The following is an 18,330-nucleotide window of genomic DNA, read 5'->3' on the forward strand; positions in this document are numbered from 1 at the left end:
TCAGTCCCTCTCGTCCTTCTCGGTCGCGCTTGCGGCCGCTTGTTTCTCTTGAACCTCTTTCGCGCTGCGGAGCATAACCTTCACGCCCGCGACAAGGCCCAGCAATGTGAACAGCACCAGAAAGATCGGGATCGTCCCGAGCAGGCTGTCCAGCCCGTATCCGATGCCAAATCCGATCCCCAGACCGGAAACCATTTCGATGACCATCCTCCAGGCAAGCTCGCCTCCGGATACGTCAGCATCCGCACGAGGTTTCGGCGCTTTGGCCTTTTTCGCCGCTTCGATCTTGGCCTCCAGCTGCGCCATACGCTGCTTTTGGTCATCTTCGGTCACGGGCGTTTCCCTCGCACAGTCTTGGGTAGGGTGCTAAGGGGCTGAGGGCGCAGAGTCAACGGCAATGAAGCCGCAGCATGAACGTCGCTAAGTATATGATTTATATATTAAAATAACAGACCGCGTGAAACCTTCCGATGGCGTATAGTTCGCTGACCGGGCGGATAAGCCTGAATCCGCATATTCAACCAAATGGTTGACCAAACTCACAGGCTATGGTTCAGCGGAACCATGTCCAACGACCTCGACACTGTCTTCGCAGCCCTCGCCGATCCCACCCGCCGTGCCATCTTAGCGATGCTGCTGGAAGATGACATGGCCGTCACCGACGTGGCCGAACCGTTCGAAATGTCGCTAGCCGCGATTTCAAAGCATCTGGTGATCCTGACCAAAGCAGGTCTGATTTCTCAGGAAAAACGCGGACGGGTGAAGTGGTGCAAACTAGAACCCGACGCGCTTCGAGCGGCCTCGGTTTGGATGCAGGGGTTCGGACAGTTCGAACCGGTCAATCTGGATGCGTTCGAGCGGTTTCTTGAAGTTGAACTGCCCCCGGATGAGGCCTAACGCACAACTAAGACCGACATGCTGGCGTGTTTGGCCAGATATCCCGCGTGGCTGGACAGGATATAGTCTGTGATCCGGGGTGCGTGGGTTCCCACAACAATCAGATCGGCCCCCATTTCCTCTGCTGCGTGGGTCAGGTCCTTGTCGATCTCGACCGCGACATCAACCGAATGAATGTTGCGTGTGTCCACCTGCGCCCCGCTTTGCATCGCGATTTCATTGGCGCAGGTCAGTAATTCTTGTTTGATCGCGTCTGTTGTCAGGTGGCTATCCCCAGGCTGCGGGCCGGTGACGCTGACGATGGTCACTTTTGCGCCCTGCCATTTGGCCAATTGCGCCGCAACCTCGGTGGCTTTCTTGACCTCGGGCGGCAAGTGCAGGTCGACCGGGACCATGATGTGTTTGAACATATTGGCGTCCTCCTGATCCTGAGATATGTCGACCTGGGCGGTTCGCCAGTCTGACCCGTAGGGACGATCCAAACGGCAGGCTCAGCCCTCGCGGCTATATTCCACCCCGGTCACAACCCCCGTTGGGTCGGCACGACAGAGCCACGGAGCCTCGGCCCCTGCCACGAATACACTGGTGACCGAGCCTGTCGGGCTGGACTGGGTAGACATCGCTTTGACACCATCAGGCCCTGTGCCGGTTTCGGCGCCCACCAGAGCTTCGCAGCTGGCTTGCAGGTCCGCCTCTGCAGCGTCTTTCGCGCCACCGGGGGCACAGGCGGACAACGCCAGCAATGCGGGAATAAGTGACATTGTTTTCATGGCCCAGCTCCTTGGTGGTGACAGGCAGGCTGCCACATCAGGTAGAAATCACAAGCTTCAATTCGAGCGCACCGGAGTGTTTGCAGGCGCGTCTTCTCCTTTCAGCAGCAACAACAACGCAACAGCGGTGAGCCCGGCACCAACCAACACCAATGCCGTCGGCGCAGGACGTCCCAGGGCGATTTCCCACAGGATCACCCAGCTGGGCGTCAGGTAAGTGTAAGCCATGACCTTTGCCGCGGGCAAACGCAGGGCTGCAAACTGAACCAGTACAAAACTGGCGGCGGTCGCAAACAACGAGATATAAAGCAGCGTCACCCAGACAATCCCGGGAAGGTTGCCCCAATCTACTGCACGGATATCGGACCAGCCCCAGACCGTCAGGATCAAACACCCCGCAACCAACGTACCGAAGGTGAACACCACCGCAGGCTCGCCCCGGTTCAATCGCCGTATCATCGGCGTATAGACGGCGTGCGCGGCGCAACCCCAGAAATAGATGATCTCGCCGCCTCCGATCTCGAAGACCTGAAAGGCTTGCCAATCCGCTCTGAAGATCACCCACAGCGCACCGACCGCACCGACCGTCAGGGCCAGCGCCATGCGTGGGGTGGTGATCTGGCGCAGCAGCACCCACCCGGCCAGCGCCGACATGACCGGGGTCAGCGTAAAGACCGCCGCCGCGCTGACCGGGGGAGCGGTTTTCAATCCGTAGAACATCAGGACAAAGTAGGCTCCGAACAATCCGCCAAGCACCAGATAGCGCCATGGTGCCCGAGCCGCGCTGCGCGGAATGCCCGTTGTGGCAATCGCAGCGATGCCGATCACAACCGCCGCAATCGCAAAGCGCGCTGCCGTGATCGCCGACGGTGCGATCTCATTTGCCGCCATTGAGCCAAGCGAGAAACTGCCCGCCACCAAAGCCGAGAATGTCAGCATGGCCAGATGGCCGCGCGCCTGCGGTGTCACGGCAGCCAGCCCTTGGATTGATCTTTCAGGAAGGATAGAAAAGCCTGCACCTTAGTGGTCCGGTGCAGATCCACATGAGTCACCAGCCACAGCTTGCCAGACCACTCGGGCAACGGTGCCATCACCTCGACAAGATCGGGATCGCGCGCGGCCTCCCAACGGGCCATAAAGCCGATGCCTGCACCGGCCAGAACAGCCTCTCGCATACAGAAATTATTGGTGCAGCGGAAAGTGATCGCCTGCTCCGGCGCGTTGACACGCAGCCAGCGGGAAAACGGCGCGCGGCTGTTTTCATCATCATTGCCCACGAAGTAGTGATTGGCGAAATCTGCAACGTTTGCAGGTTTGCCGTGGCGCGCGAGATAGGCCTTGCTAGCGAATAGTCCGACCTCTTGTGGAATGAACGGCTGCACCACATTGTCCGGTTGATCCGGCGCGGCCCCGGCGCGGATCGCCACATGCGCCTCGCCATATTCCAACCGGAACAGGCGGTCGCCGGTCAGATAGCGCACGATCAATCCCGGGTGGGTCTGCTGGAACTCGGTCAGCGTCGGTACGATGAGCGGGGCCAGTGAGGCCAGTGAGGTGACCACGATCTCGCCCGAGACATCGTCTCCGCGCCCCTTCATGCGACCAACCAACTGGTTGAATTGATCTTCGGTTGCCTGCGCGACCCGCAACAAGTCCTCACCCGCTTCGGTTGGTGTGTACCCACGCGCGTGACGCTGGAATAGTTTGACGCCCAACCGTGCCTCGATCGCATCGATATGGCGGATCACGGTGGCGTGGTGCACACCCAGCACATCCGCCGCGCCGCTGACCGTTCCCATGCGCGCCACCTGATAGGCGGTTCTCACTTCATCCCAATTGTCCATTGCATCTGATCCAATGTGCAAATTCTAACAATGCTTGTTGATATATCCGAGTTTTGTTCATGCACGCAACAGCCATATTGGGGCAACAGAAGCTAATTCCGCAACAAAGGACGCCCCGAAATGACCAAAACCATCCTGCATATCGACGCCTCGGCCCGCCGCACTGGATCTGCCACCCGCGATCTGTCCGACCGCGTGGTTCGCCACCTGAACGCCAGCCGCATCATCCGCCGCGATCTGGCCACCCCCCTGCCCCTGCTGACCGAAGACTGGATCGGCGCCAATTTCACCCCCGCCGACCAGCGTGACGCGGTACAGAAAGACCTGCTGGCCCTGTCGGACGAATTGGTGTCCGAGTTGCAAAAGGCCGACACGATCGTCATCGGCTTGCCGATCTACAACTTCGCAGTTCCCGCCGCGTTCAAGGCCTGGATTGATCTGGTCGCCCGTGCCGGTCTGACATTCTCCTATTCCGAAGAAGGACCGAAAGGTCTGCTGGAAGGCAAACGCGCCATCCTTGCTGTTGCATCGGGCGGTACGGCGGTGGGCTCCGAGATCGACTTTGCCACCACCTATGCGCGGCATGTTCTGGGCTTCATCGGCATCCATGATGTCGAGGTCATCGCCGCAGATCGCATGGCACTGGACCCCGAAACAACCCTGTCCAATGCGCAGAAAGCTGTCACCAAGCTGGCAGCCTGATTGACCTGACCCCCTTGAACCGTCCAGTCTGCGCCGAGGCAAATCGGCAGACTGGGCGGTTCACATGAAAAAGATTGGAATATTGGGCGGTGTTGGCTGGGCCTCAACTGTCGACTACTACCGGGCGATCGCTGAGGGCGCGGGTCGGCATTTTGCCGAACGCGGCCACGGATCGCCGCTGCCCATCCCACCCATGACCATCGAATCCGTCACCCAAGCCAAAACCCGTGCCTTGCGCGGCGTGGCCGGTGACGAAGACAGCTGGGCCGCTTTCGACGCGGTGTTCCGCGAAGCGCTGCTGACTTTGGAACACGCAGGCTGCGATTTCGGCATCATCGCCTCCAATACGCCACACGCGCGGCTTCACGCGATCCGCGAAGGCGTCTCCATGCCTATTCTCAGCATTTTTGACGCAACCGCCGACGCGACCGCCTCGACCGGTGCCACCAATGCTTTGGTCCTTGGAACCGCAGTCACCATGCAGGCCACAAACTATGCCGACCGGCTGGCCGCCGAGGGTATCACGGCAAACACACGCCTGCCCGAGCCTGAGATCGCCGAGATGCAGGCGATGATCGACAGTGATTTCTACGGCGGCGCATCCGACACCGCACATGCGCGCCTGCTGGCCTTCTGCAACAAACACGCCACACCCGGAACCGCGATCTTGCTGGCCTGTACCGAGTTGCCTCTGGCCTTCCCCGATCATCTGGACGATCCGGTGTTCGAGGCGGACGGTCACCTGTTCGTCAACCCCTCCGCCGCCCATGTCGCTGCCGCTTTGAACGAAGCGCTTGAAGGGTGATCACGGCAGCCAGTTTATCTCGCACCCGATCTTATCAAAGAACACCATCAGTTCTTCGCGCGACAAAACGACGGTTCGGTCGTTGACCAAAGGGTGCATGTTGATGACATCGGCCTGTTGCGCGGCGGCGTCCATGAAGAACTTAACGTTGTTCTCAACGCCGTTGATCATCGCCAGCGGACTGACCGCGCCAGGGCGGATGCCGAGGTTCTGGAACAGCCGATCCGCCGAGCCGAAGGACAGGTTGCCAACCCCCAACTCCGCGCCCAGCGCCTTGAGGTCGATCTCGCGGCTCTGTTCCAGCGTCACCAGATAATTCCGCTTTTTCTTGTCGCGCAGATACAGGTTCTTGAGCCGCAGTGTGTTTTCACCCGGCACCATGAACTGGCCCTCGACCCCTTTGGCATCCTCAACGGTGCGCAGCGGGATATGAGTATGCAACCGATAGGGCAGCCCCCATTCATCCAACTGCGCCAAAAGCGCATCCGAGCTGAGCGGCAACGTATCCTGAAAGACAGATGATGCGTCCATGGGAACCTCCTCGTATGGCGCGCTCATCGCCCAACCGACAGGTAAATTCAAGCCACGACAGGCGCGGCATTCGGTGCTAGCGTGCCGCCATGAAAGTCACGCGCAACACTCCGAGCCAACTGATCCTGTCCAATACGCCATGGTTCATCGGCATCACGCTGGTTTTCTTCATTCTTGCATTTGTCGGCGCGGGCGTCTTCTTGGCCAGTGAAGGTGGCGAGGGTATCTTGTTCGGCATTTTCTTCGCACTATTCGGCGGAGGCATGGGTTTTGGTGCATTTTGCGCCTTTGTCCGCCGCGTGCAGGTCATACTGGATCGCAATAAAAACAGCATCCTGATCCGCAGACAGTCAGTCTTTGGATATGATGCGGTGGAACATGAGCTCTCGCACCTCTCGCACGCGGAAACTGAAAGCACGACCTCACGTAGCGACAATGGCACATCGACCCTCTATCGCCCTGTCCTGATACTGGATGAAGGCATGAGCGCCGGGCGGCATCCCATTGTCGAGGCTTATTCCAGCGGGCGCGGTGCGCATCGGCTGGTGGATGCGGTCAACGATTGGCTTCCGGCACGCAAGGTTGACTCTGCCAGCCAATCGGCCTAAATCGCCGCCAACATCCGGAAGCGTTTGATCTTCCGGTCCCTTGAGTCGTTCAGGGATCGCCCCCCACCAGCGAGTTTCGCCCGTGGGGGCGTTTGTGCATTTAACCGACGCGTCCTATCTAGGGCACGCCACCAGATAACCGGCTAAGGAGGCCGAAGGCATGTTTGAAAATCTATCCGAACGCCTTTCCGGCGTCTTTGACCGGCTGACCAAACAGGGTGCCCTGTCTGAAGAAGACGTGAAAACCGCCCTGCGCGAAGTCCGCGTTGCCCTGCTTGAGGCCGACGTCTCGCTGCCGGTGGCGCGCGAGTTCGTCAAGAAAGTACAGGAACAAGCGACCGGTCAAGCTGTCACCAAATCGATCACGCCCGGCCAGCAGGTCGTTAAGATCGTGCACGACGCGTTGGTCGATACACTGCGCGGCGAAGAAGACCCCGGTGCGCTGAAGATCGACAACCCGCCTGCCCCGATCCTGATGGTCGGCCTGCAGGGTTCCGGTAAGACAACCACCACCAGTAAGCTGGCGAAACGCCTGAAAGAGAAAGAGGGCAAGAAGGTCCTGATGGCCTCGCTCGACGTCTATCGCCCAGCGGCGATGGATCAGCTTGCGGTTCTGGGCACGCAGGTTGGTGTAGATACGCTGCCGATCGTACCCGGTCAGACGCCGGTTGATATCGCCAAGCGCGCCAAGCAACAGGCAACGCTGGGCGGCTATGACGTCTATATGCTCGACACCGCGGGCCGTCTGCATATCGACGAAGTCCTGATGGACGAGGTCGAGCAGGTTCGTAACGTGGTCGACCCGCGTGAGACGCTGCTGGTGGTCGACGGCCTGACCGGTCAGGTCGCTGTTGAAGTGGCCGAAGAGTTTGATGCCAAGGTCGGCATCTCGGGCGTGGTCCTGACCCGTATGGACGGTGACGGGCGCGGCGGTGCGGCGCTGTCGATGCGCGCGGTCACCGGCAAGCCGATCCGCTTTGTTGGTCTGGGCGAGAAGATGGACGCGCTCGAAACCTTCGAGCCGGACCGGATCGCCGGTCGTATTCTGGGCATGGGCGACATCGTTGCTCTGGTCGAAAAAGCCCAGGAAACGATGGAGATGGAACAGACCGAGCGCATGATGAAGCGCATGGTCAAAGGTCAGTTCAACATGAACGACCTGAAAATGCAGCTGGAGCAGATGATCCAGATGGGCGGCATGCAGGGCATGATGGGCATGATGCCGGGCATGAACAAGATGGCCAAGCAGATGGATCAGGCCGGTCTGGACGATAAAATCCTGCGCCAGCAAATCGCGCTGATCCAGTCGATGACCAAACGCGAACGCGCCAACCCGCAACTGCTGCAAGCCAGCCGCAAGAAACGCATCGCCGCCGGTTCGGGTATGGAGGTCAGCGATCTCAACAAGCTGCTCAAGATGCACCGGCAGATGTCCGACATGATGAAAAAGATGGGCAAAATGGGCAAAGGCAAGATGCTGAAACAGGCCATGAAAGGCATGTTCGGCAAAGGCGGCCCCTCGCCTGAGGAAATGGCTGCGGGCATGGACCCCAAGGCGCTGGAACAAGCCGCCAAAGCGATGGGCGGTAAGATGCCCGGCGGTCTGCCCGGACTGGGTGGCGGCATGGGCCTGCCCCCGGGGTTGAGCGGTTTTGGAAAGAAAAAGTGACGTCAGCACGCTGCACCCAGCCCCCGTCCGGAAAGGCGGCGATGGCAGCAGCGCAGTATCGCGCGGCCCTGCCGGTCATTGAGACCCGGCGGCTGGTTCTGCGTGCACCCACTCTGGACGACCTGCCGGTGTGGACATCGATCTGCAAGGACAGCTTTGGCGATACCGAGCAGGACGCCTGGACTGAGTTTTCCTACTACACATCAGGCTGGCTTTTGCATGGTCACGGCTTGTTCACCGTCACGTTTAAAGACGATGATCAGGTCATTGGCTTCGTCATTCTGGGCCTCGAATGGGACGATCACGAGCCCGAGCTTGGCTATATGTTCGATAGCAAGTTCCGCATGCAAGGTTACGCGACCGAAGCGTGCAGCGCCGTTCGCGATTTTGGGCTTGATCTGCTCGGATCCGGCCAGTTCGTAAGTTACGTTTCGCAATCCAACGCTCGTTCGAACGCTTTGGCTCAGCGTCTGGGTGCAACGCGCGACGCCGTTGCCGAAAGCGCCTTTGGCCCAACCCAGCATGTCTGGCGATACGGCGAGGTGCAGGCATGACACTTGCCATGGCCATACCAACGCTGGAAACCGAACGCCTGATCATGCGGCCCCCCTGCGAGGCCGATTTTGAGGCTGAGGCAGAGTTTTTTGCCAGCGACGCCTCGAAATTCGTCGGCGGCCCGAAACGCCCGGATGAGACATGGCGCGCTGTTGCGATGCTATTAGGCCACTGGGCGATGCGGGGATATGGCTTCTGGGGTGTCGAGGAAAAAGACACCGGCACCTATGTAGGCCATGTTGGCTTGTGGAACCCTCACGGCTGGCCCGAGCCCGAAATTGGCTGGACGCTTATGAACCACGCCACCGGCAAGGGTTATGCGACCGAAGCGGCACTGGCTGCACGTGCACATGCCTATGACGTGCTGGGCTGGGAAACCGCAATCTCGCTGATCGATCCGGATAATCTGGGCAGCAAGGCTGTCGCGGAACGGCTGGGCGCGCAGTTTGAATATATGTTCGAACACCCGGCTTTCGGGGCGATGCAGGTCTGGCGTCATTCTGCGCCTGCCGATCTGGTAAATGGTGGCGTGGAGGCATATGCATGACCTCGTTCACTATACCCACCGTCGAAACCGATCGCCTGATCCTTCGCGCGCCGCATCTGGACGATCTGCCTGCGATGACCGCGTTCTACGCGACCGAGCGCAGCCATATGGTTGGTGGTCCCAAGGACGCGCTTGGAAGCTGGAGCTCTCTTTCGAACAGATTGGGTCATTGGGCGCTGCGCGGTTATGGTCTGTGGCATCTGACTGAAAAGGCCAGCGGCGCATTCGTGGGATGGGCAGGCATGATCTACGTACCCGGCTGGGCGGAGCCCGAGCTGGGCTGGACGCTGATGGCCGAGGCCGAAGGCAAAGGTCTGGGCTTTGAGGCCGCCGCGGCTGCACGCGACTATGCAGCGCGGCATCAGGGGCTTAACGGTGTGATTTCTTACATCGCCCATGCCAATGATCGCTCGCGCGCGCTGGCCGAACGGCTGGGCGCAACGCTGGAGATTGAGAGAGCCGAGCTTTTGGGCAAGCACGCTCAGATCTGGCGTCATCCGCAGATTGATTTGACCACCGAAAGGACCGGCCAATGAACAACCCCGTGACACAGGCTGCTGCGCTGTTGAAAGACCATCGAGAAAGCATCGACCGGCTGGATGCGATCCTGGTCTATACGCTGGGCGAGCGGTTCAAGCACACGCAGGCCGTTGGCAAGCTCAAGGCCGCACACGACCTTCCCCCGTCCGATCCGTCGCGCGAGGCTGCGCAGATCGCACGGTTAGAAGACCTGGCGAAAGAGGCCGATCTGGACCCCGATTTCGCCAAGGCTTTTCTGAATTTCATCATTCAGGAAGTCATCCGACACCACAAGAAACACCAGAACTAAGCCGGTCTAGCACCGGATACGCCATTCAAAGGAGATACCACCATGGCAATGAAAATTCGTCTCGCCCGCGGCGGCTCGAAAAAGCGTCCCTTCTATCGCATTGTTGCGGCTGACAGCCGTATGCCGCGCGATGGTCGTTTCATCGAAAAACTGGGCACCTACAACCCGCTGCTGCCGAAAGACAGCGAAGAGCGCGTGAAAATGAACATGGAGCGCATCCAGTACTGGCTGGATCAGGGCGCACAGCCCACCGACCGGATCGCACGTATGCTGGAAGCTGCCGGCGCCCGTGACAAGGCCGAGCGCAACAACCCCAACAAGGGTACTCCGGGCAAGAAAGCTCAGGAACGCGCGGAAGAGAAAGCTGCCAAGGCTGCTGAAGCTGCCGAAGCGGCTGCTGCACCGGCTGAAGAAGCTGCTGCAGAAGAATAAGCAGTCGGGCGCGTGCAGGATCAGGCCTTTTCCGACGATTTTCGCACGCAGTTCGATCTGTTGATGCGGCTCCGGCGTGATGTGCGCCGGTTTCGCACCGATGCAATTGACGAGGCAGTGCTTACGCGCTGCCTCGACGCGTTTCGACTGGCCCCTTCTGTTGGGCTCAGCGAACCCTGGCGTGTGATCCGCATCGAAAGTCAGGCCGCGCGCGACGCGGCGCTGAAGAATTTCCAAGCGACCAACGAGCGGGCGCTGAGCGGGTATTCCGGCGAAAAGGCGCAGCTGTACAGCCAGTTGAAACTGTCCGGGATGAAAGAAGCTCCGGTGCAGCTGGCCGTGTTCTGCGACGATGCCACCGACAAGGGTCAAGGTCTGGGCGCAGGTACTATGCCCGAGATGCGGCGCTATTCTGTGGTCTCTGCCATCACCCTGTTCTGGCTTGCCTTACGGGCAGAAGGGCTGGGGCTGGGTTGGGTCTCGATCCTCGACCCGGACCAGTTGGTGCGCGATCTGGATGTCCCCGAGGACTGGCGGTTGATCGGATATTTCTGCTTGGGCTGGCCCGAGGCCCAATCCGATACGCCGGAACTGGAGCAGGTCGGCTGGGAATGCAGAGACACCTCTCTGCCGATCGAGGTGCGTTAGTCATGTTCGGTTTGTTACGGCTTCCCATCCTGCTGGCGATCGCATTTATTGTGGGCGTATTCTTCGAACGCTCGAACCAGCGCGAGGCGTGCGAGGTGATCGGACAATGGCGGGACGGGCTATGTGTGACGGATGGTCGAAATGAGTGATCTGATCTGCGTAGGCAGCATCGCGGGCTCGTATGGGGTGCGCGGCGAGGTGCGGCTGAAAAGTTTCTGTGCCGTCCCCGAGGATATCGAAGGCTATTCGCCGCTGACAGACGAAGAAGGTAAAGAGCGCTATCCCGTAGTCCTGACCCGCGCGATCAAGAACGGCTTTGCCGCCCGGCTGGGTGGCATTGAGACGAAGGAAGCGGCGGATGCGCTGAACGGTCTGCGCCTTTATGCGCGGCGCGATCAATTGCCGTCGCTGCCGGATGATGAGTTTTACCACACCGACCTTATCGGGCTTGAGGTTTATGATACCGGCGGCACGCTGCTGGGCCGGGTGAAATCGGTTCAAAATCACGGCGCGGCGGATCTGTTGGAACTGCACGGTCCGGGCTTAAAGGCCACCGTGCTGCTGCCGTTTACACTCGAATCCGTTCCGACCGTTGATCTGGAAAAAGGCCGCATCATCGCCGACCCGCCCGAGGGCCTGCTGTAATGCGCCGCGTGTTGCTGCATCTGGGTCTGCACAAGACCGGGACAACGGCGGCACAGTCCTTTCTGTTCGAAAACCGCTCACTGATCTGGCCGCACCATGCGTTGGTCCTGCCCTATCGGACCCGCAAAACCGGCTTGTCCGAAGCAGCCACACGCTATTCCGTCTACGGCACCCCCGGCGCGATGAGCGATTTCAAGGATCAGATGCGTCACTTCCTGAATTCACTGGAATTCGGCCAGAAGCGCGGGCTGGTTCTGAGCGAAGAGAATTTCTCAGGCCTGCGCCCTAGCCGCAATGTCGCGGTGGGATATGAGGCCGCGCCCGAGCTTGCCTCGTGCCTTGTCGGCCTGATCCGCGACCGATTTGCCGGGGAAGAGGTGCATATCACGATCTACTACTCGCTGCGCCAACGGGGAAGCTGGCTGCGCAGCCTGTGGGCGCATGATCTGCAACGATCGCGCCTGATTCAGGATTTTGAGACCTTTCGCGCCCGGCTTGAACCGGTGCCGTCGCCTCAGATTGCTGCTGCGGCTGTGCGCGACCGTTTGCCCTCGGTCTCGGTCCGCACCGAATGGCTGGAAGACCTGCAGGGCCAGCGACATGGGCTTGGAAGCACTTTTGCTGAATTCCTTGACCTGCCTGCGGACAAAGCCGCCGAATTGGTAGGCCCGACCCGATCAAACCCACGCCTGCCCGAGGATGTCTTGCAGCAGATGCTGGAAATGAACCGATCCGATCTGGACGATGCTGCGCTGATCGATCAAAAGACGGCTTTGGTTCAAAGCACCCAGAATGATCTGATCGGCTCGAGATGACAGATAAACCCGGAAAGTCCCATGGCCGCAAAGCCATCCGTCCAACGTTGAAGCCGCGCGAGTTGATGACGCCGACGCCCGATCTGCACGGGGTGTGGAAGGCCAAGATCATCACGTTGTTCCCATCTGCCTTCCCCGGTGTTCTGGGCGAAAGCCTGACTGGCAAGGCCCTGCAAGAAGGGCTATGGCAATTGGAAACTGTGGATTTGCGCCAATTCGGGATCGGCAAGCACCGCAATGTGGATGACACCCCTGCGGGCGGCGGTGCGGGCATGGTCCTGCGTGCCGATGTGCTGGGTGAGGCCATTGAGCATACGATGGCGGGCATCCGGGGCAACTGGCCGTTGATCTACCTCAGCCCGCGTGGGCGTCGGATGGATCAGAAAATGATGCAAAACCTGGCTCGCTGCGATGGTATGACCCTGCTATGTGGTCGTTTCGAAGGCGTCGATGAGCGGGTGCTGGAACATTACGGCGTGCAAGAGATCAGCTTGGGTGATTTTGTCATGACCGGGGGTGAAATCGCCGCGCAGGCCCTGATCGACGCCACCGTGCGGCTGATCCCGGGCGTTCTGGGCAATCAGGCCTCAGCCGAAGAGGAGAGCTTTTCCTCTGGCTTATTGGAGCATCCGCAATACACCCGCCCCGCCGACTGGAAAGGCCGCCCGATCCCCGAGATCCTGATGTCAGGCCACCATGGACGCATTGCGGATTGGCGTCATGAAATGTCGGAACAGATCACCCGCGAACGGCGGCCCGATCTGTGGGACGCCTATCGAAAATCAGAAGATAAGGGCTAAGACTAACGGGTTGCCTTCCACAACGCCCAGGTTTCCGGTGTGCCGTTGAAGGTGTTGATGTCCACCTTACCCTGAACCCCCGGCACCAGCCCGGTGCCGGTGTATTGCCAGAACCGCCAGACCGAGCCTGGATAAACGTTGCGTGGATGGCCCGCGACCGAACGCAGCCAGAACTCAGTTTTGGGAAGTCGTCCGATATCGGTGTCGCCGTAGAAATCTACCGTCGTGTAGACAATCGGGCGTCGGCCATAGTGGCGCTCGAGAATATCAAGGAACCGCTGCGCCTCGGCCCGAACTGTTCGGCCATCAGGGCGCAGGGTGCAGGTCTTGGAATGGGGCGTCCATTCCATATCCAGCACATGCGGCAGGTCGGCCCCTTTGGGCACGTTCTGGATGAACCAACGCGCCTGTTCATGGGCCGGACGGCAGAAATAATAATAGTGATAGGCCCCCCACGGCACTCCGGCAGCTTGTGCGCCGCGTCGGTGCTCGTCGAACATCGGGTCGGTAAAATCCCCGCCCTCGGTGGCTTTGATGAAGGCAAAGCTGACACCGTTCTTCTGTGCGGTGCGCCAATCAATCGGCCCCTGCCAACGCGAGACATCCAGCCCGTGCACGGGGTACTGGCCGGGATGACGTCCCTCCCACGGGTGCGGGTCAGCGTCACCAAAGGCGGGGTAGATGATCGAAGGCGGGGTCGTGTCCGCGAAGGCCTGCGGCTCAACCACCTGAGGTTGCGGGCCGCGGCGACCACATGAGACAAGTGCAAGCGCCATAACGGCCAGCAGAAGTGCTTTGCGCATCTTATGATCCTGTATCAAAAATCTGCTCTTATAATTAATCCCAGAATGCCTGATCTGGTGAACAAGGCAACGGTGGAATTGACGGGTGGCAAAAACTCACCTGTTTCACCAAGAATAAGGCTTGATCCCCGCCCGCAAAGCCCGTAAAGCAGCGCAATCCGGTGTGGCTTTGCGCGACTCCGGTGTTTTTGGTTTGCATCCTGACGTGACGCCCAGCTTTCTTCGGCACCGGCGCGACAGGGCGGACCGGACCAAAAGGAACATTCGATCTGACCTCTGGCGGGCTGTACGCAGGACCCGGTGAAGACCAAGAGCTCTCAGGCCGTGCCCAAACTTCGTGGACCAACCACGAGCAGATAGGAGTAACTGCGATGGACCTGATCGCACAGCTTGAGGCGGAACAGATTGCCGCCCTGGGGAAAGACATCCCCGATTTCAAAGCCGGTGACACCATCCGTGTCGGCTTTAAAGTGACCGAAGGGTCGCGTACCCGTGTGCAGAACTATGAAGGCGTCTGCATCGCGCGCAAAGGTGGCAGCGGCATCGCCGGTTCGTTCACCGTTCGCAAGATTTCGTTTGGCGAAGGCGTGGAGCGTGTGTTCCCGCTGCATTCGACCAATATCGACAGCATCACCGTTGTCCGCCGTGGCCGCGTTCGTCGCGCCAAACTGTACTACCTGCGCTCGCGCCGTGGTAAATCCGCTCGTATCGCAGAAGTCACCAACTACAAGCCCAAGGCGGGCGCCGAGGCGTAAGGAGCGGAAAGATGAAAAAAGACATCCATCCCGATTATCACGTCATCAACGTCAAAATGACCGATGGCTCTGTGGTTCAGATGAAATCCACCTGGGGCAGCGAAGGCGACCAGCTGGCTCTGGAAATCGACCCTTCCGTGCACCCCGCATGGACCGGTGGTTCGTCGCGCCTGATGGACGCAGGCGGCCGCGTGTCGAAGTTCAAGAAGAAATACGAAGGTCTGGGCTTCTAATCCCGACTTGGTTGAAATGCGAAAGGCCGTCCAATTGGGCGGCCTTTTTTTGTTTGGAATTACCCCACTGCACTTTGCAGCTGTTTCAGAAATCAAACCCGGTCTGGACCGGGGGCGTATAAGGCTCGATCATATCTTCGCCCTCAGCTCCGCGCTTGATGGGTTTGACGGTGTGATATTCAAACCGGCCTTCGTATTGCGCACCCAACGACTGCTGCGCCTCTTGCGCGGTCGTGACGCCTGATAGCCAGTTTTCGATCTCATCCGGGGTCAGGATCACTGGCATGCGGTTGTGAATATGCGCGATCTGCGGGCTGGGTGGCCGGGTCAGGATCGTACAGCTATGGCTGCCATCATCCGTTCGGTAAAACCCCGCAAAAAACATCACCGGGGCATTGCGCTGAACCGTGATGTAGACCGGGCAATCATGGCCCTGGTCCTTGGGCCACTCGTAATATCCCAGTGCCGGAATTAGACAGCGCCCCTTGTTCCAGTATTGCTGCCAGAAGCTGACATTTTCGATCTTCGAATTGATCATCGGCTTCTTGCTGCGCGGATCCTTGATTTGCCAGCGCGCAGTAGCCAATTCGGCCTGATCGCCGTCCCAACGGACCATGCCAACCCGATTGGTCGGAGACACATTGTACCCACCCGAAGGCAGCTGCTCGGGCAGATCAGGCGAGACCTTGCCGTAGAGAAAATACTCGGTAATCGCCAGCATTTCCCGCTGCGTCAGGTGACCGGCTGCAAACTTTCCACACATGACAAAAGCCTAGGCCGATTGAGTGCCGGTCACAAGTGGCCCCACCGACGATCAGTCCTTTGTCAGATCAACCGCGCTGTGCGGTGGAGGCACCGGGCCTCGCAGCATTACGGCAGCCAGGATCATCCCCAAAAGCGCAGCGATAGCGGCGACAAGCATGGCACTGTTAAATGCATCATCCTGCAAATCCCGCAGGGCACGCGCCAGCGTTTCGCCTGTGGTCGGATCAAGCCCAGCGATAAGCTGTTGCACCTGACTTGCAGTGCCATGTGTCAACGCATGGGCCAGATCAGCCCGTTGCTCGGACCCGGTGGGCAAGGCGTTGATCACTTCGGTCAGGCCGCGCCGGGTGGTGATCGCTTCAGCCAACCCGCCGACAACCGCACCAAGCGTGGCCCCAAAATAAAGGAACGCATTCACTACGCCCGAGCCCTGCCCCATATGTTCTTCCGGCAACAAGCGCAGCCCGAGACGCGGCAATAACGAAAAACCGATGCCAAGCCCGATCCCGATAATCACCAGCTTCCACCAAATCGCACCCATGCCTGTTGTGTTCGTCGTTGTCGTCAACAGCATGAACCCACAGGTCATGAACCCCATGCCCAGGATCACCGGCCATCGAAAACTGTAAGGTGCAAGAAAACGCGGAGCCACCACGGACACGACGAACATACTGAGGCTCAACGGCAGGATCGCCACCCCCGCCCCAACAGCGGACAGGCCAAACGCATCTGGCGATTGCACGAAGACGTTGAAATAGACGAAAAAGCTGAACAGCGCGAAGCCGGTAATGAACATCCCTGCCGCCGCCATGAAATAACGGGGGTGGCGGAAGTAGCGCAGCTCGATCAGAGGGTCCGCGCTGCGGCGCGAGGTGATGATCAGTGCAATCACCGCTACAGCCGACACGGCAAGCGGGATCAGGGTCGATCTTGTGGCCCATCCGTGGCTTTCCCCATTGCTGAGGGCGAAGGATAGCGGGCCAAGCAGCAGGACCAGTGCGACTGCACCCGCAAGATCGAACTTTGCGCCTGCAAGACGGGTGTCGGGGACGTAATGCTCTTTGCTGACCCGCAACCCGACCGCAAACGCCACGATCAGCAGCGCCAGATCGGTGGCAAACACGCCCCGCCAGCTGAGGTAATGCGCAAACGCGCCGCCAACGATCGGACCAACACCAATTGCCAGCCCGACGATCGCGCCCCAGGCACCGGTGACGCTGGCCCGTTGTTCCTCGGGCGTGGCGGCAGTTAGCAGCGAAAGCGAGGTGCCAAACAGCGCTGCCGCCCCGGCACCTTGGGCCCCGCGGCCTGCCAGCAACATGGCTGCATCCTGTGAAAACAACACAAGGGCCGAGCCAAGACCGAACACGATCATTCCGGCAAAGAAGACGCCCATCTTGCCGGTGATATCGCCAAGTCGGCTGACGATGGTAACGAGGGTCGCGCTAACCACCGTATAGATCGCCATCACCCATTGCAGGCTGGAAGGCGACAGATCGAACTCGGCCTTCAGATTTGGCAGGATCGTCGCAACGGCGGTTGTGTTGAAGCCAACAACCATCATGCACAGCGCGGTCATCACCAGAACCAGACGTGCCCCTCCCGCGCCGGATATGTCGTCAGTGACGTCTTTTGGCATCTGCCTGTCCCCCGTTCAGGAATAGCGCGCTGGCCCTTCGGGCACCGTGTTGTGCCTATTATTAAACGGTTTTTTGCTGATAGATACTGTTTTTAGCGCGCTGCGCGCGCAGCGCCTATTAGATCCAGTAGGACAGCGCCAATGGCAGCACCAGGATCGTGGACAGAGTCGAAACCAGAATGAACCCGGCCACATCGGGTCCGTATTCCGGCACATGCTGATCGATGAACAAATAGGTCGCGACAGAGGAGGGCATCAAACAGCACAGGATCACCGCGCCCCGCTCGGCCCCGGTGAAGCCGAAGCTCCAGACCAACGCGCTGGCAATCACCGCAGCCATCAGCAGGTGCAGCGCTGTCAGCAAAACGGCTCGGCCAAGGCTTTTGATCCGCAGGGTCGCCAGCGTGTGGCCCAGCGTCAGCAACATCAGCGGGATCGAGAGCCCACCCAGAATATCAAAGGATTTGGCCACCGGTTGCGGCAGGCTGGTGCCCGTCGCCATCAACACCAGCGACAGTGCGACCGCGTAAATAATCGGCGAAGTGGCCAGTTTCTTGGGCGAGAATTCTCCGGCCGGAATCCACATGCCGATCGTGAAGATACTGATCAGCACAACCACCACAAATGCCATCGTATAGGCCATTCCCGCATCGCCCAGCGCCAAAAGGGTAATGGGCAGGCCGATATTGCCGACATTGCCATGCATCAGTGGCGTCAGAAATGCTCGCACCGGCAGCCGCATCAGTTTGAGCGCGACAAGCCCCAACAGCCCAAAACCTGCAATCGCCAAAGCGGCGGCCATCATGACATCAAGAAAGGTGCCGACCGCAATCTGGGTGGTTGAAAGGTGCGAGATAATCAGCGTCGGATACCCGACCCGCGAGACGATCCCGCCAATAACCTTGTTGTCATAAGGGGCCCTGATCACAGCCAGAGCGTAACCGATTCCAGCGCAAATCAGGACAGGCAGAACCACGTTCAAAACGTTCAGAAACAGATGGTCCAACGGCGGCCCTCGATCACAAATCCATAGGATGG

Annotated in this window: 27 protein-coding genes; 17 read left to right on the top strand and 10 right to left on the bottom strand. The window is 59.5% G+C overall.

Annotation, left to right across the window (positions count from 1 at the left end):
* Positions 1-333: an AtpZ/AtpI family protein gene (locus ACR0MJ_RS14150; protein ID WP_170392648.1), complete on the bottom strand. Its 333-nt coding sequence runs from the start codon at positions 331-333 to the stop codon at positions 1-3.
* Between the two features lie 231 nt (positions 334-564).
* On the opposite strand from ACR0MJ_RS14150, the gene ACR0MJ_RS14155 reads away from it, so the two are divergent.
* Positions 565-897, top strand: coding sequence for an ArsR/SmtB family transcription factor (locus ACR0MJ_RS14155; protein WP_170392649.1), 333 nt, complete (start codon positions 565-567; stop codon positions 895-897).
* On the opposite strand, the gene ACR0MJ_RS14160 is transcribed toward ACR0MJ_RS14155, so the two are convergent.
* From ACR0MJ_RS14160 to ACR0MJ_RS14175, 4 genes are all read right to left on the bottom strand, one after another.
* Entirely contained in the window at positions 894-1,307 is a 414-nt protein-coding gene (locus tag ACR0MJ_RS14160) for a universal stress protein (protein WP_170402365.1), read from the bottom strand. The two genes, ACR0MJ_RS14155 and ACR0MJ_RS14160, sit on opposite strands and share 4 nt — an antisense overlap.
* 81 nt (positions 1,308-1,388) lie before the next feature.
* Positions 1,389-1,667 carry a hypothetical protein gene (locus tag ACR0MJ_RS14165; RefSeq protein ID WP_170425150.1) on the bottom strand — a complete coding sequence of 93 codons (279 nt, stop codon included), beginning with the start codon at positions 1,665-1,667 and terminating at the stop codon, positions 1,389-1,391.
* Between the two features lie 57 nt (positions 1,668-1,724).
* Positions 1,725-2,636: a DMT family transporter gene (locus ACR0MJ_RS14170; RefSeq protein WP_170392652.1), complete on the bottom strand. Its 912-nt coding sequence runs from the start codon at positions 2,634-2,636 to the stop codon at positions 1,725-1,727.
* The gene (locus ACR0MJ_RS14175) at positions 2,633-3,511 is read right to left on the bottom strand and encodes a LysR family transcriptional regulator (protein WP_480761400.1); all 879 of its coding nucleotides are present in this window, start codon (positions 3,509-3,511) and stop codon (positions 2,633-2,635) included. Before ACR0MJ_RS14175 ends, ACR0MJ_RS14170 begins: the two co-directional genes overlap by 4 nt.
* A gap of 120 nt (positions 3,512-3,631) precedes the next feature.
* Here ACR0MJ_RS14175 and ACR0MJ_RS14180 point away from each other — a divergent pair, with 120 nt between their 5' ends.
* Both ACR0MJ_RS14180 and ACR0MJ_RS14185 read left to right on the top strand, forming a co-directional pair.
* Entirely contained in the window at positions 3,632-4,213 is a 582-nt protein-coding gene (locus ACR0MJ_RS14180; RefSeq protein ID WP_480761402.1) for an FMN-dependent NADH-azoreductase, read from the top strand.
* A gap of 64 nt (positions 4,214-4,277) precedes the next feature.
* Positions 4,278-5,018 (top strand): aspartate/glutamate racemase family protein, encoded by a 741-nt coding sequence (locus ACR0MJ_RS14185; RefSeq protein WP_480761405.1) that lies wholly within the window; start codon positions 4,278-4,280, stop codon positions 5,016-5,018.
* Here ACR0MJ_RS14185 and ACR0MJ_RS14190 read toward each other — a convergent pair whose 3' ends face one another.
* Positions 5,019-5,549, bottom strand: a complete 531-nt coding sequence (locus ACR0MJ_RS14190) for a prolyl-tRNA synthetase associated domain-containing protein (RefSeq protein WP_170513374.1) — start codon at positions 5,547-5,549, stop codon at positions 5,019-5,021.
* 89 nt (positions 5,550-5,638) lie between these two features.
* Here ACR0MJ_RS14190 and ACR0MJ_RS14195 point away from each other — a divergent pair, with 89 nt between their 5' ends.
* From ACR0MJ_RS14195 to trmD, 12 genes are all read left to right on the top strand, one after another.
* Positions 5,639-6,157: a hypothetical protein gene (locus ACR0MJ_RS14195; RefSeq protein WP_170565122.1), complete on the top strand. Its 519-nt coding sequence runs from the start codon at positions 5,639-5,641 to the stop codon at positions 6,155-6,157.
* A 160-nt stretch (positions 6,158-6,317) separates the two neighbouring features.
* Entirely contained in the window at positions 6,318-7,826 is a 1,509-nt protein-coding gene (gene ffh / locus ACR0MJ_RS14200; protein WP_480761407.1) for a signal recognition particle protein, read from the top strand.
* Between the two features lie 41 nt (positions 7,827-7,867).
* Positions 7,868-8,380, top strand: coding sequence for a GNAT family N-acetyltransferase (locus tag ACR0MJ_RS14205; RefSeq protein WP_170776226.1), 513 nt, complete (start codon positions 7,868-7,870; stop codon positions 8,378-8,380).
* Positions 8,377-8,928, top strand: coding sequence for a GNAT family N-acetyltransferase (locus tag ACR0MJ_RS14210; RefSeq protein ID WP_480761409.1), 552 nt, complete (start codon positions 8,377-8,379; stop codon positions 8,926-8,928). Before ACR0MJ_RS14205 ends, ACR0MJ_RS14210 begins: the two co-directional genes overlap by 4 nt.
* Positions 8,925-9,464, top strand: coding sequence for a GNAT family N-acetyltransferase (locus tag ACR0MJ_RS14215; protein WP_170513361.1), 540 nt, complete (start codon positions 8,925-8,927; stop codon positions 9,462-9,464). The genes ACR0MJ_RS14210 and ACR0MJ_RS14215 overlap by 4 nt, the downstream gene beginning before the upstream one ends.
* Positions 9,461-9,757 carry a chorismate mutase gene (locus tag ACR0MJ_RS14220; protein WP_170392662.1) on the top strand — a complete coding sequence of 99 codons (297 nt, stop codon included), beginning with the start codon at positions 9,461-9,463 and terminating at the stop codon, positions 9,755-9,757. Before ACR0MJ_RS14215 ends, ACR0MJ_RS14220 begins: the two co-directional genes overlap by 4 nt.
* A 42-nt stretch (positions 9,758-9,799) precedes the next feature.
* Entirely contained in the window at positions 9,800-10,189 is a 390-nt protein-coding gene (rpsP, locus tag ACR0MJ_RS14225; protein WP_010437590.1) for a 30S ribosomal protein S16, read from the top strand.
* 12 nt (positions 10,190-10,201) lie between these two features.
* Entirely contained in the window at positions 10,202-10,837 is a 636-nt protein-coding gene (gene bluB / locus ACR0MJ_RS14230; RefSeq protein WP_480761411.1) for a 5,6-dimethylbenzimidazole synthase, read from the top strand.
* A 2-nt stretch (positions 10,838-10,839) separates the two neighbouring features.
* The gene (locus tag ACR0MJ_RS14235) at positions 10,840-10,986 is read left to right on the top strand and encodes a hypothetical protein (protein WP_170392664.1); all 147 of its coding nucleotides are present in this window, start codon (positions 10,840-10,842) and stop codon (positions 10,984-10,986) included.
* The gene (gene rimM, locus ACR0MJ_RS14240; protein ID WP_170802230.1) at positions 10,979-11,482 is read left to right on the top strand and encodes a ribosome maturation factor RimM; all 504 of its coding nucleotides are present in this window, start codon (positions 10,979-10,981) and stop codon (positions 11,480-11,482) included. The genes ACR0MJ_RS14235 and rimM overlap by 8 nt, the downstream gene beginning before the upstream one ends.
* Entirely contained in the window at positions 11,482-12,297 is an 816-nt protein-coding gene (locus tag ACR0MJ_RS14245; RefSeq protein ID WP_170425117.1) for a hypothetical protein, read from the top strand. The genes rimM and ACR0MJ_RS14245 overlap by 1 nt, the downstream gene beginning before the upstream one ends.
* The gene (gene trmD / locus ACR0MJ_RS14250; protein ID WP_170392667.1) at positions 12,294-13,097 is read left to right on the top strand and encodes a tRNA (guanosine(37)-N1)-methyltransferase TrmD; all 804 of its coding nucleotides are present in this window, start codon (positions 12,294-12,296) and stop codon (positions 13,095-13,097) included. Before ACR0MJ_RS14245 ends, trmD begins: the two co-directional genes overlap by 4 nt.
* A 2-nt stretch (positions 13,098-13,099) precedes the next feature.
* Here the strand turns inward: trmD and ACR0MJ_RS14255 are convergent, their stop codons facing one another.
* Positions 13,100-13,900 carry a glycoside hydrolase family 25 protein gene (locus ACR0MJ_RS14255; RefSeq protein ID WP_480761413.1) on the bottom strand — a complete coding sequence of 267 codons (801 nt, stop codon included), beginning with the start codon at positions 13,898-13,900 and terminating at the stop codon, positions 13,100-13,102.
* A gap of 371 nt (positions 13,901-14,271) precedes the next feature.
* Here ACR0MJ_RS14255 and rplS point away from each other — a divergent pair, with 371 nt between their 5' ends.
* Both rplS and rpmE read left to right on the top strand, forming a co-directional pair.
* A complete protein-coding gene (gene rplS / locus ACR0MJ_RS14260) occupies positions 14,272-14,655 on the top strand; it encodes a 50S ribosomal protein L19 (RefSeq protein WP_170328369.1) in 384 nt (127 codons plus the stop codon).
* An 11-nt stretch (positions 14,656-14,666) separates the two neighbouring features.
* Positions 14,667-14,888, top strand: a complete 222-nt coding sequence (rpmE, locus tag ACR0MJ_RS14265) for a 50S ribosomal protein L31 (protein ID WP_170392669.1) — start codon at positions 14,667-14,669, stop codon at positions 14,886-14,888.
* 85 nt (positions 14,889-14,973) lie between these two features.
* Here the strand turns inward: rpmE and ACR0MJ_RS14270 are convergent, their stop codons facing one another.
* From ACR0MJ_RS14270 to ACR0MJ_RS14280, 3 genes are all read right to left on the bottom strand, one after another.
* Complete coding sequence (locus ACR0MJ_RS14270; protein WP_480761414.1) at positions 14,974-15,651, bottom strand: SOS response-associated peptidase; 678 nt, start codon at positions 15,649-15,651, stop codon at positions 14,974-14,976.
* Positions 15,652-15,702: 51 nt separating this feature from the next.
* Positions 15,703-17,292 (bottom strand): MFS transporter, encoded by a 1,590-nt coding sequence (locus tag ACR0MJ_RS14275; RefSeq protein ID WP_480761416.1) that lies wholly within the window; start codon positions 17,290-17,292, stop codon positions 15,703-15,705.
* Between the two features lie 118 nt (positions 17,293-17,410).
* Positions 17,411-18,298: an AEC family transporter gene (locus ACR0MJ_RS14280; protein ID WP_480761418.1), complete on the bottom strand. Its 888-nt coding sequence runs from the start codon at positions 18,296-18,298 to the stop codon at positions 17,411-17,413.
* Positions 18,299-18,330 lie beyond the last annotated feature (32 nt).

Source organism: Ruegeria sp. C6 (genome assembly GCF_056537625.1).

Excerpts from the sequence above, each read along its gene's own strand:
- ACR0MJ_RS14185 (WP_480761405.1), top strand. The coding sequence starts at position 4,278 with ATGAAAAAGATTGGAATATTGGGCGGTGTTGGCTGGGCCTCAACTGTC.
- ACR0MJ_RS14220 (WP_170392662.1), top strand. The coding sequence starts at position 9,461 with ATGAACAACCCCGTGACACAGGCTGCTGCGCTGTTGAAAGACCATCGA.
- ACR0MJ_RS14245 (WP_170425117.1), top strand. The coding sequence starts at position 11,482 with ATGCGCCGCGTGTTGCTGCATCTGGGTCTGCACAAGACCGGGACAACG.
- rpmE (WP_170392669.1), top strand. The coding sequence starts at position 14,667 with ATGAAAAAAGACATCCATCCCGATTATCACGTCATCAACGTCAAAATG.
- ACR0MJ_RS14180 (WP_480761402.1), top strand. The coding sequence starts at position 3,632 with ATGACCAAAACCATCCTGCATATCGACGCCTCGGCCCGCCGCACTGGA.
- rpsP (WP_010437590.1), top strand. The coding sequence starts at position 9,800 with ATGGCAATGAAAATTCGTCTCGCCCGCGGCGGCTCGAAAAAGCGTCCC.
- ACR0MJ_RS14175 (WP_480761400.1), bottom strand. The coding sequence starts at position 3,511 with ATGGACAATTGGGATGAAGTGAGAACCGCCTATCAGGTGGCGCGCATG.
- trmD (WP_170392667.1), top strand. The coding sequence starts at position 12,294 with ATGACAGATAAACCCGGAAAGTCCCATGGCCGCAAAGCCATCCGTCCA.
- ACR0MJ_RS14215 (WP_170513361.1), top strand. The coding sequence starts at position 8,925 with ATGACCTCGTTCACTATACCCACCGTCGAAACCGATCGCCTGATCCTT.
- ACR0MJ_RS14235 (WP_170392664.1), top strand. The coding sequence starts at position 10,840 with ATGTTCGGTTTGTTACGGCTTCCCATCCTGCTGGCGATCGCATTTATT.
- ACR0MJ_RS14275 (WP_480761416.1), bottom strand. The coding sequence starts at position 17,292 with ATGCCAAAAGACGTCACTGACGACATATCCGGCGCGGGAGGGGCACGT.
- ACR0MJ_RS14195 (WP_170565122.1), top strand. The coding sequence starts at position 5,639 with ATGAAAGTCACGCGCAACACTCCGAGCCAACTGATCCTGTCCAATACG.
- ACR0MJ_RS14165 (WP_170425150.1), bottom strand. The coding sequence starts at position 1,667 with ATGAAAACAATGTCACTTATTCCCGCATTGCTGGCGTTGTCCGCCTGT.
- ACR0MJ_RS14270 (WP_480761414.1), bottom strand. The coding sequence starts at position 15,651 with ATGTGTGGAAAGTTTGCAGCCGGTCACCTGACGCAGCGGGAAATGCTG.
- ACR0MJ_RS14205 (WP_170776226.1), top strand. The coding sequence starts at position 7,868 with ATGGCAGCAGCGCAGTATCGCGCGGCCCTGCCGGTCATTGAGACCCGG.
- ACR0MJ_RS14155 (WP_170392649.1), top strand. The coding sequence starts at position 565 with ATGTCCAACGACCTCGACACTGTCTTCGCAGCCCTCGCCGATCCCACC.
- ACR0MJ_RS14190 (WP_170513374.1), bottom strand. The coding sequence starts at position 5,549 with ATGGACGCATCATCTGTCTTTCAGGATACGTTGCCGCTCAGCTCGGAT.
- ACR0MJ_RS14255 (WP_480761413.1), bottom strand. The coding sequence starts at position 13,900 with ATGCGCAAAGCACTTCTGCTGGCCGTTATGGCGCTTGCACTTGTCTCA.
- rimM (WP_170802230.1), top strand. The coding sequence starts at position 10,979 with ATGAGTGATCTGATCTGCGTAGGCAGCATCGCGGGCTCGTATGGGGTG.
- rplS (WP_170328369.1), top strand. The coding sequence starts at position 14,272 with ATGGACCTGATCGCACAGCTTGAGGCGGAACAGATTGCCGCCCTGGGG.
- ffh (WP_480761407.1), top strand. The coding sequence starts at position 6,318 with ATGTTTGAAAATCTATCCGAACGCCTTTCCGGCGTCTTTGACCGGCTG.
- ACR0MJ_RS14160 (WP_170402365.1), bottom strand. The coding sequence starts at position 1,307 with ATGTTCAAACACATCATGGTCCCGGTCGACCTGCACTTGCCGCCCGAG.
- ACR0MJ_RS14210 (WP_480761409.1), top strand. The coding sequence starts at position 8,377 with ATGACACTTGCCATGGCCATACCAACGCTGGAAACCGAACGCCTGATC.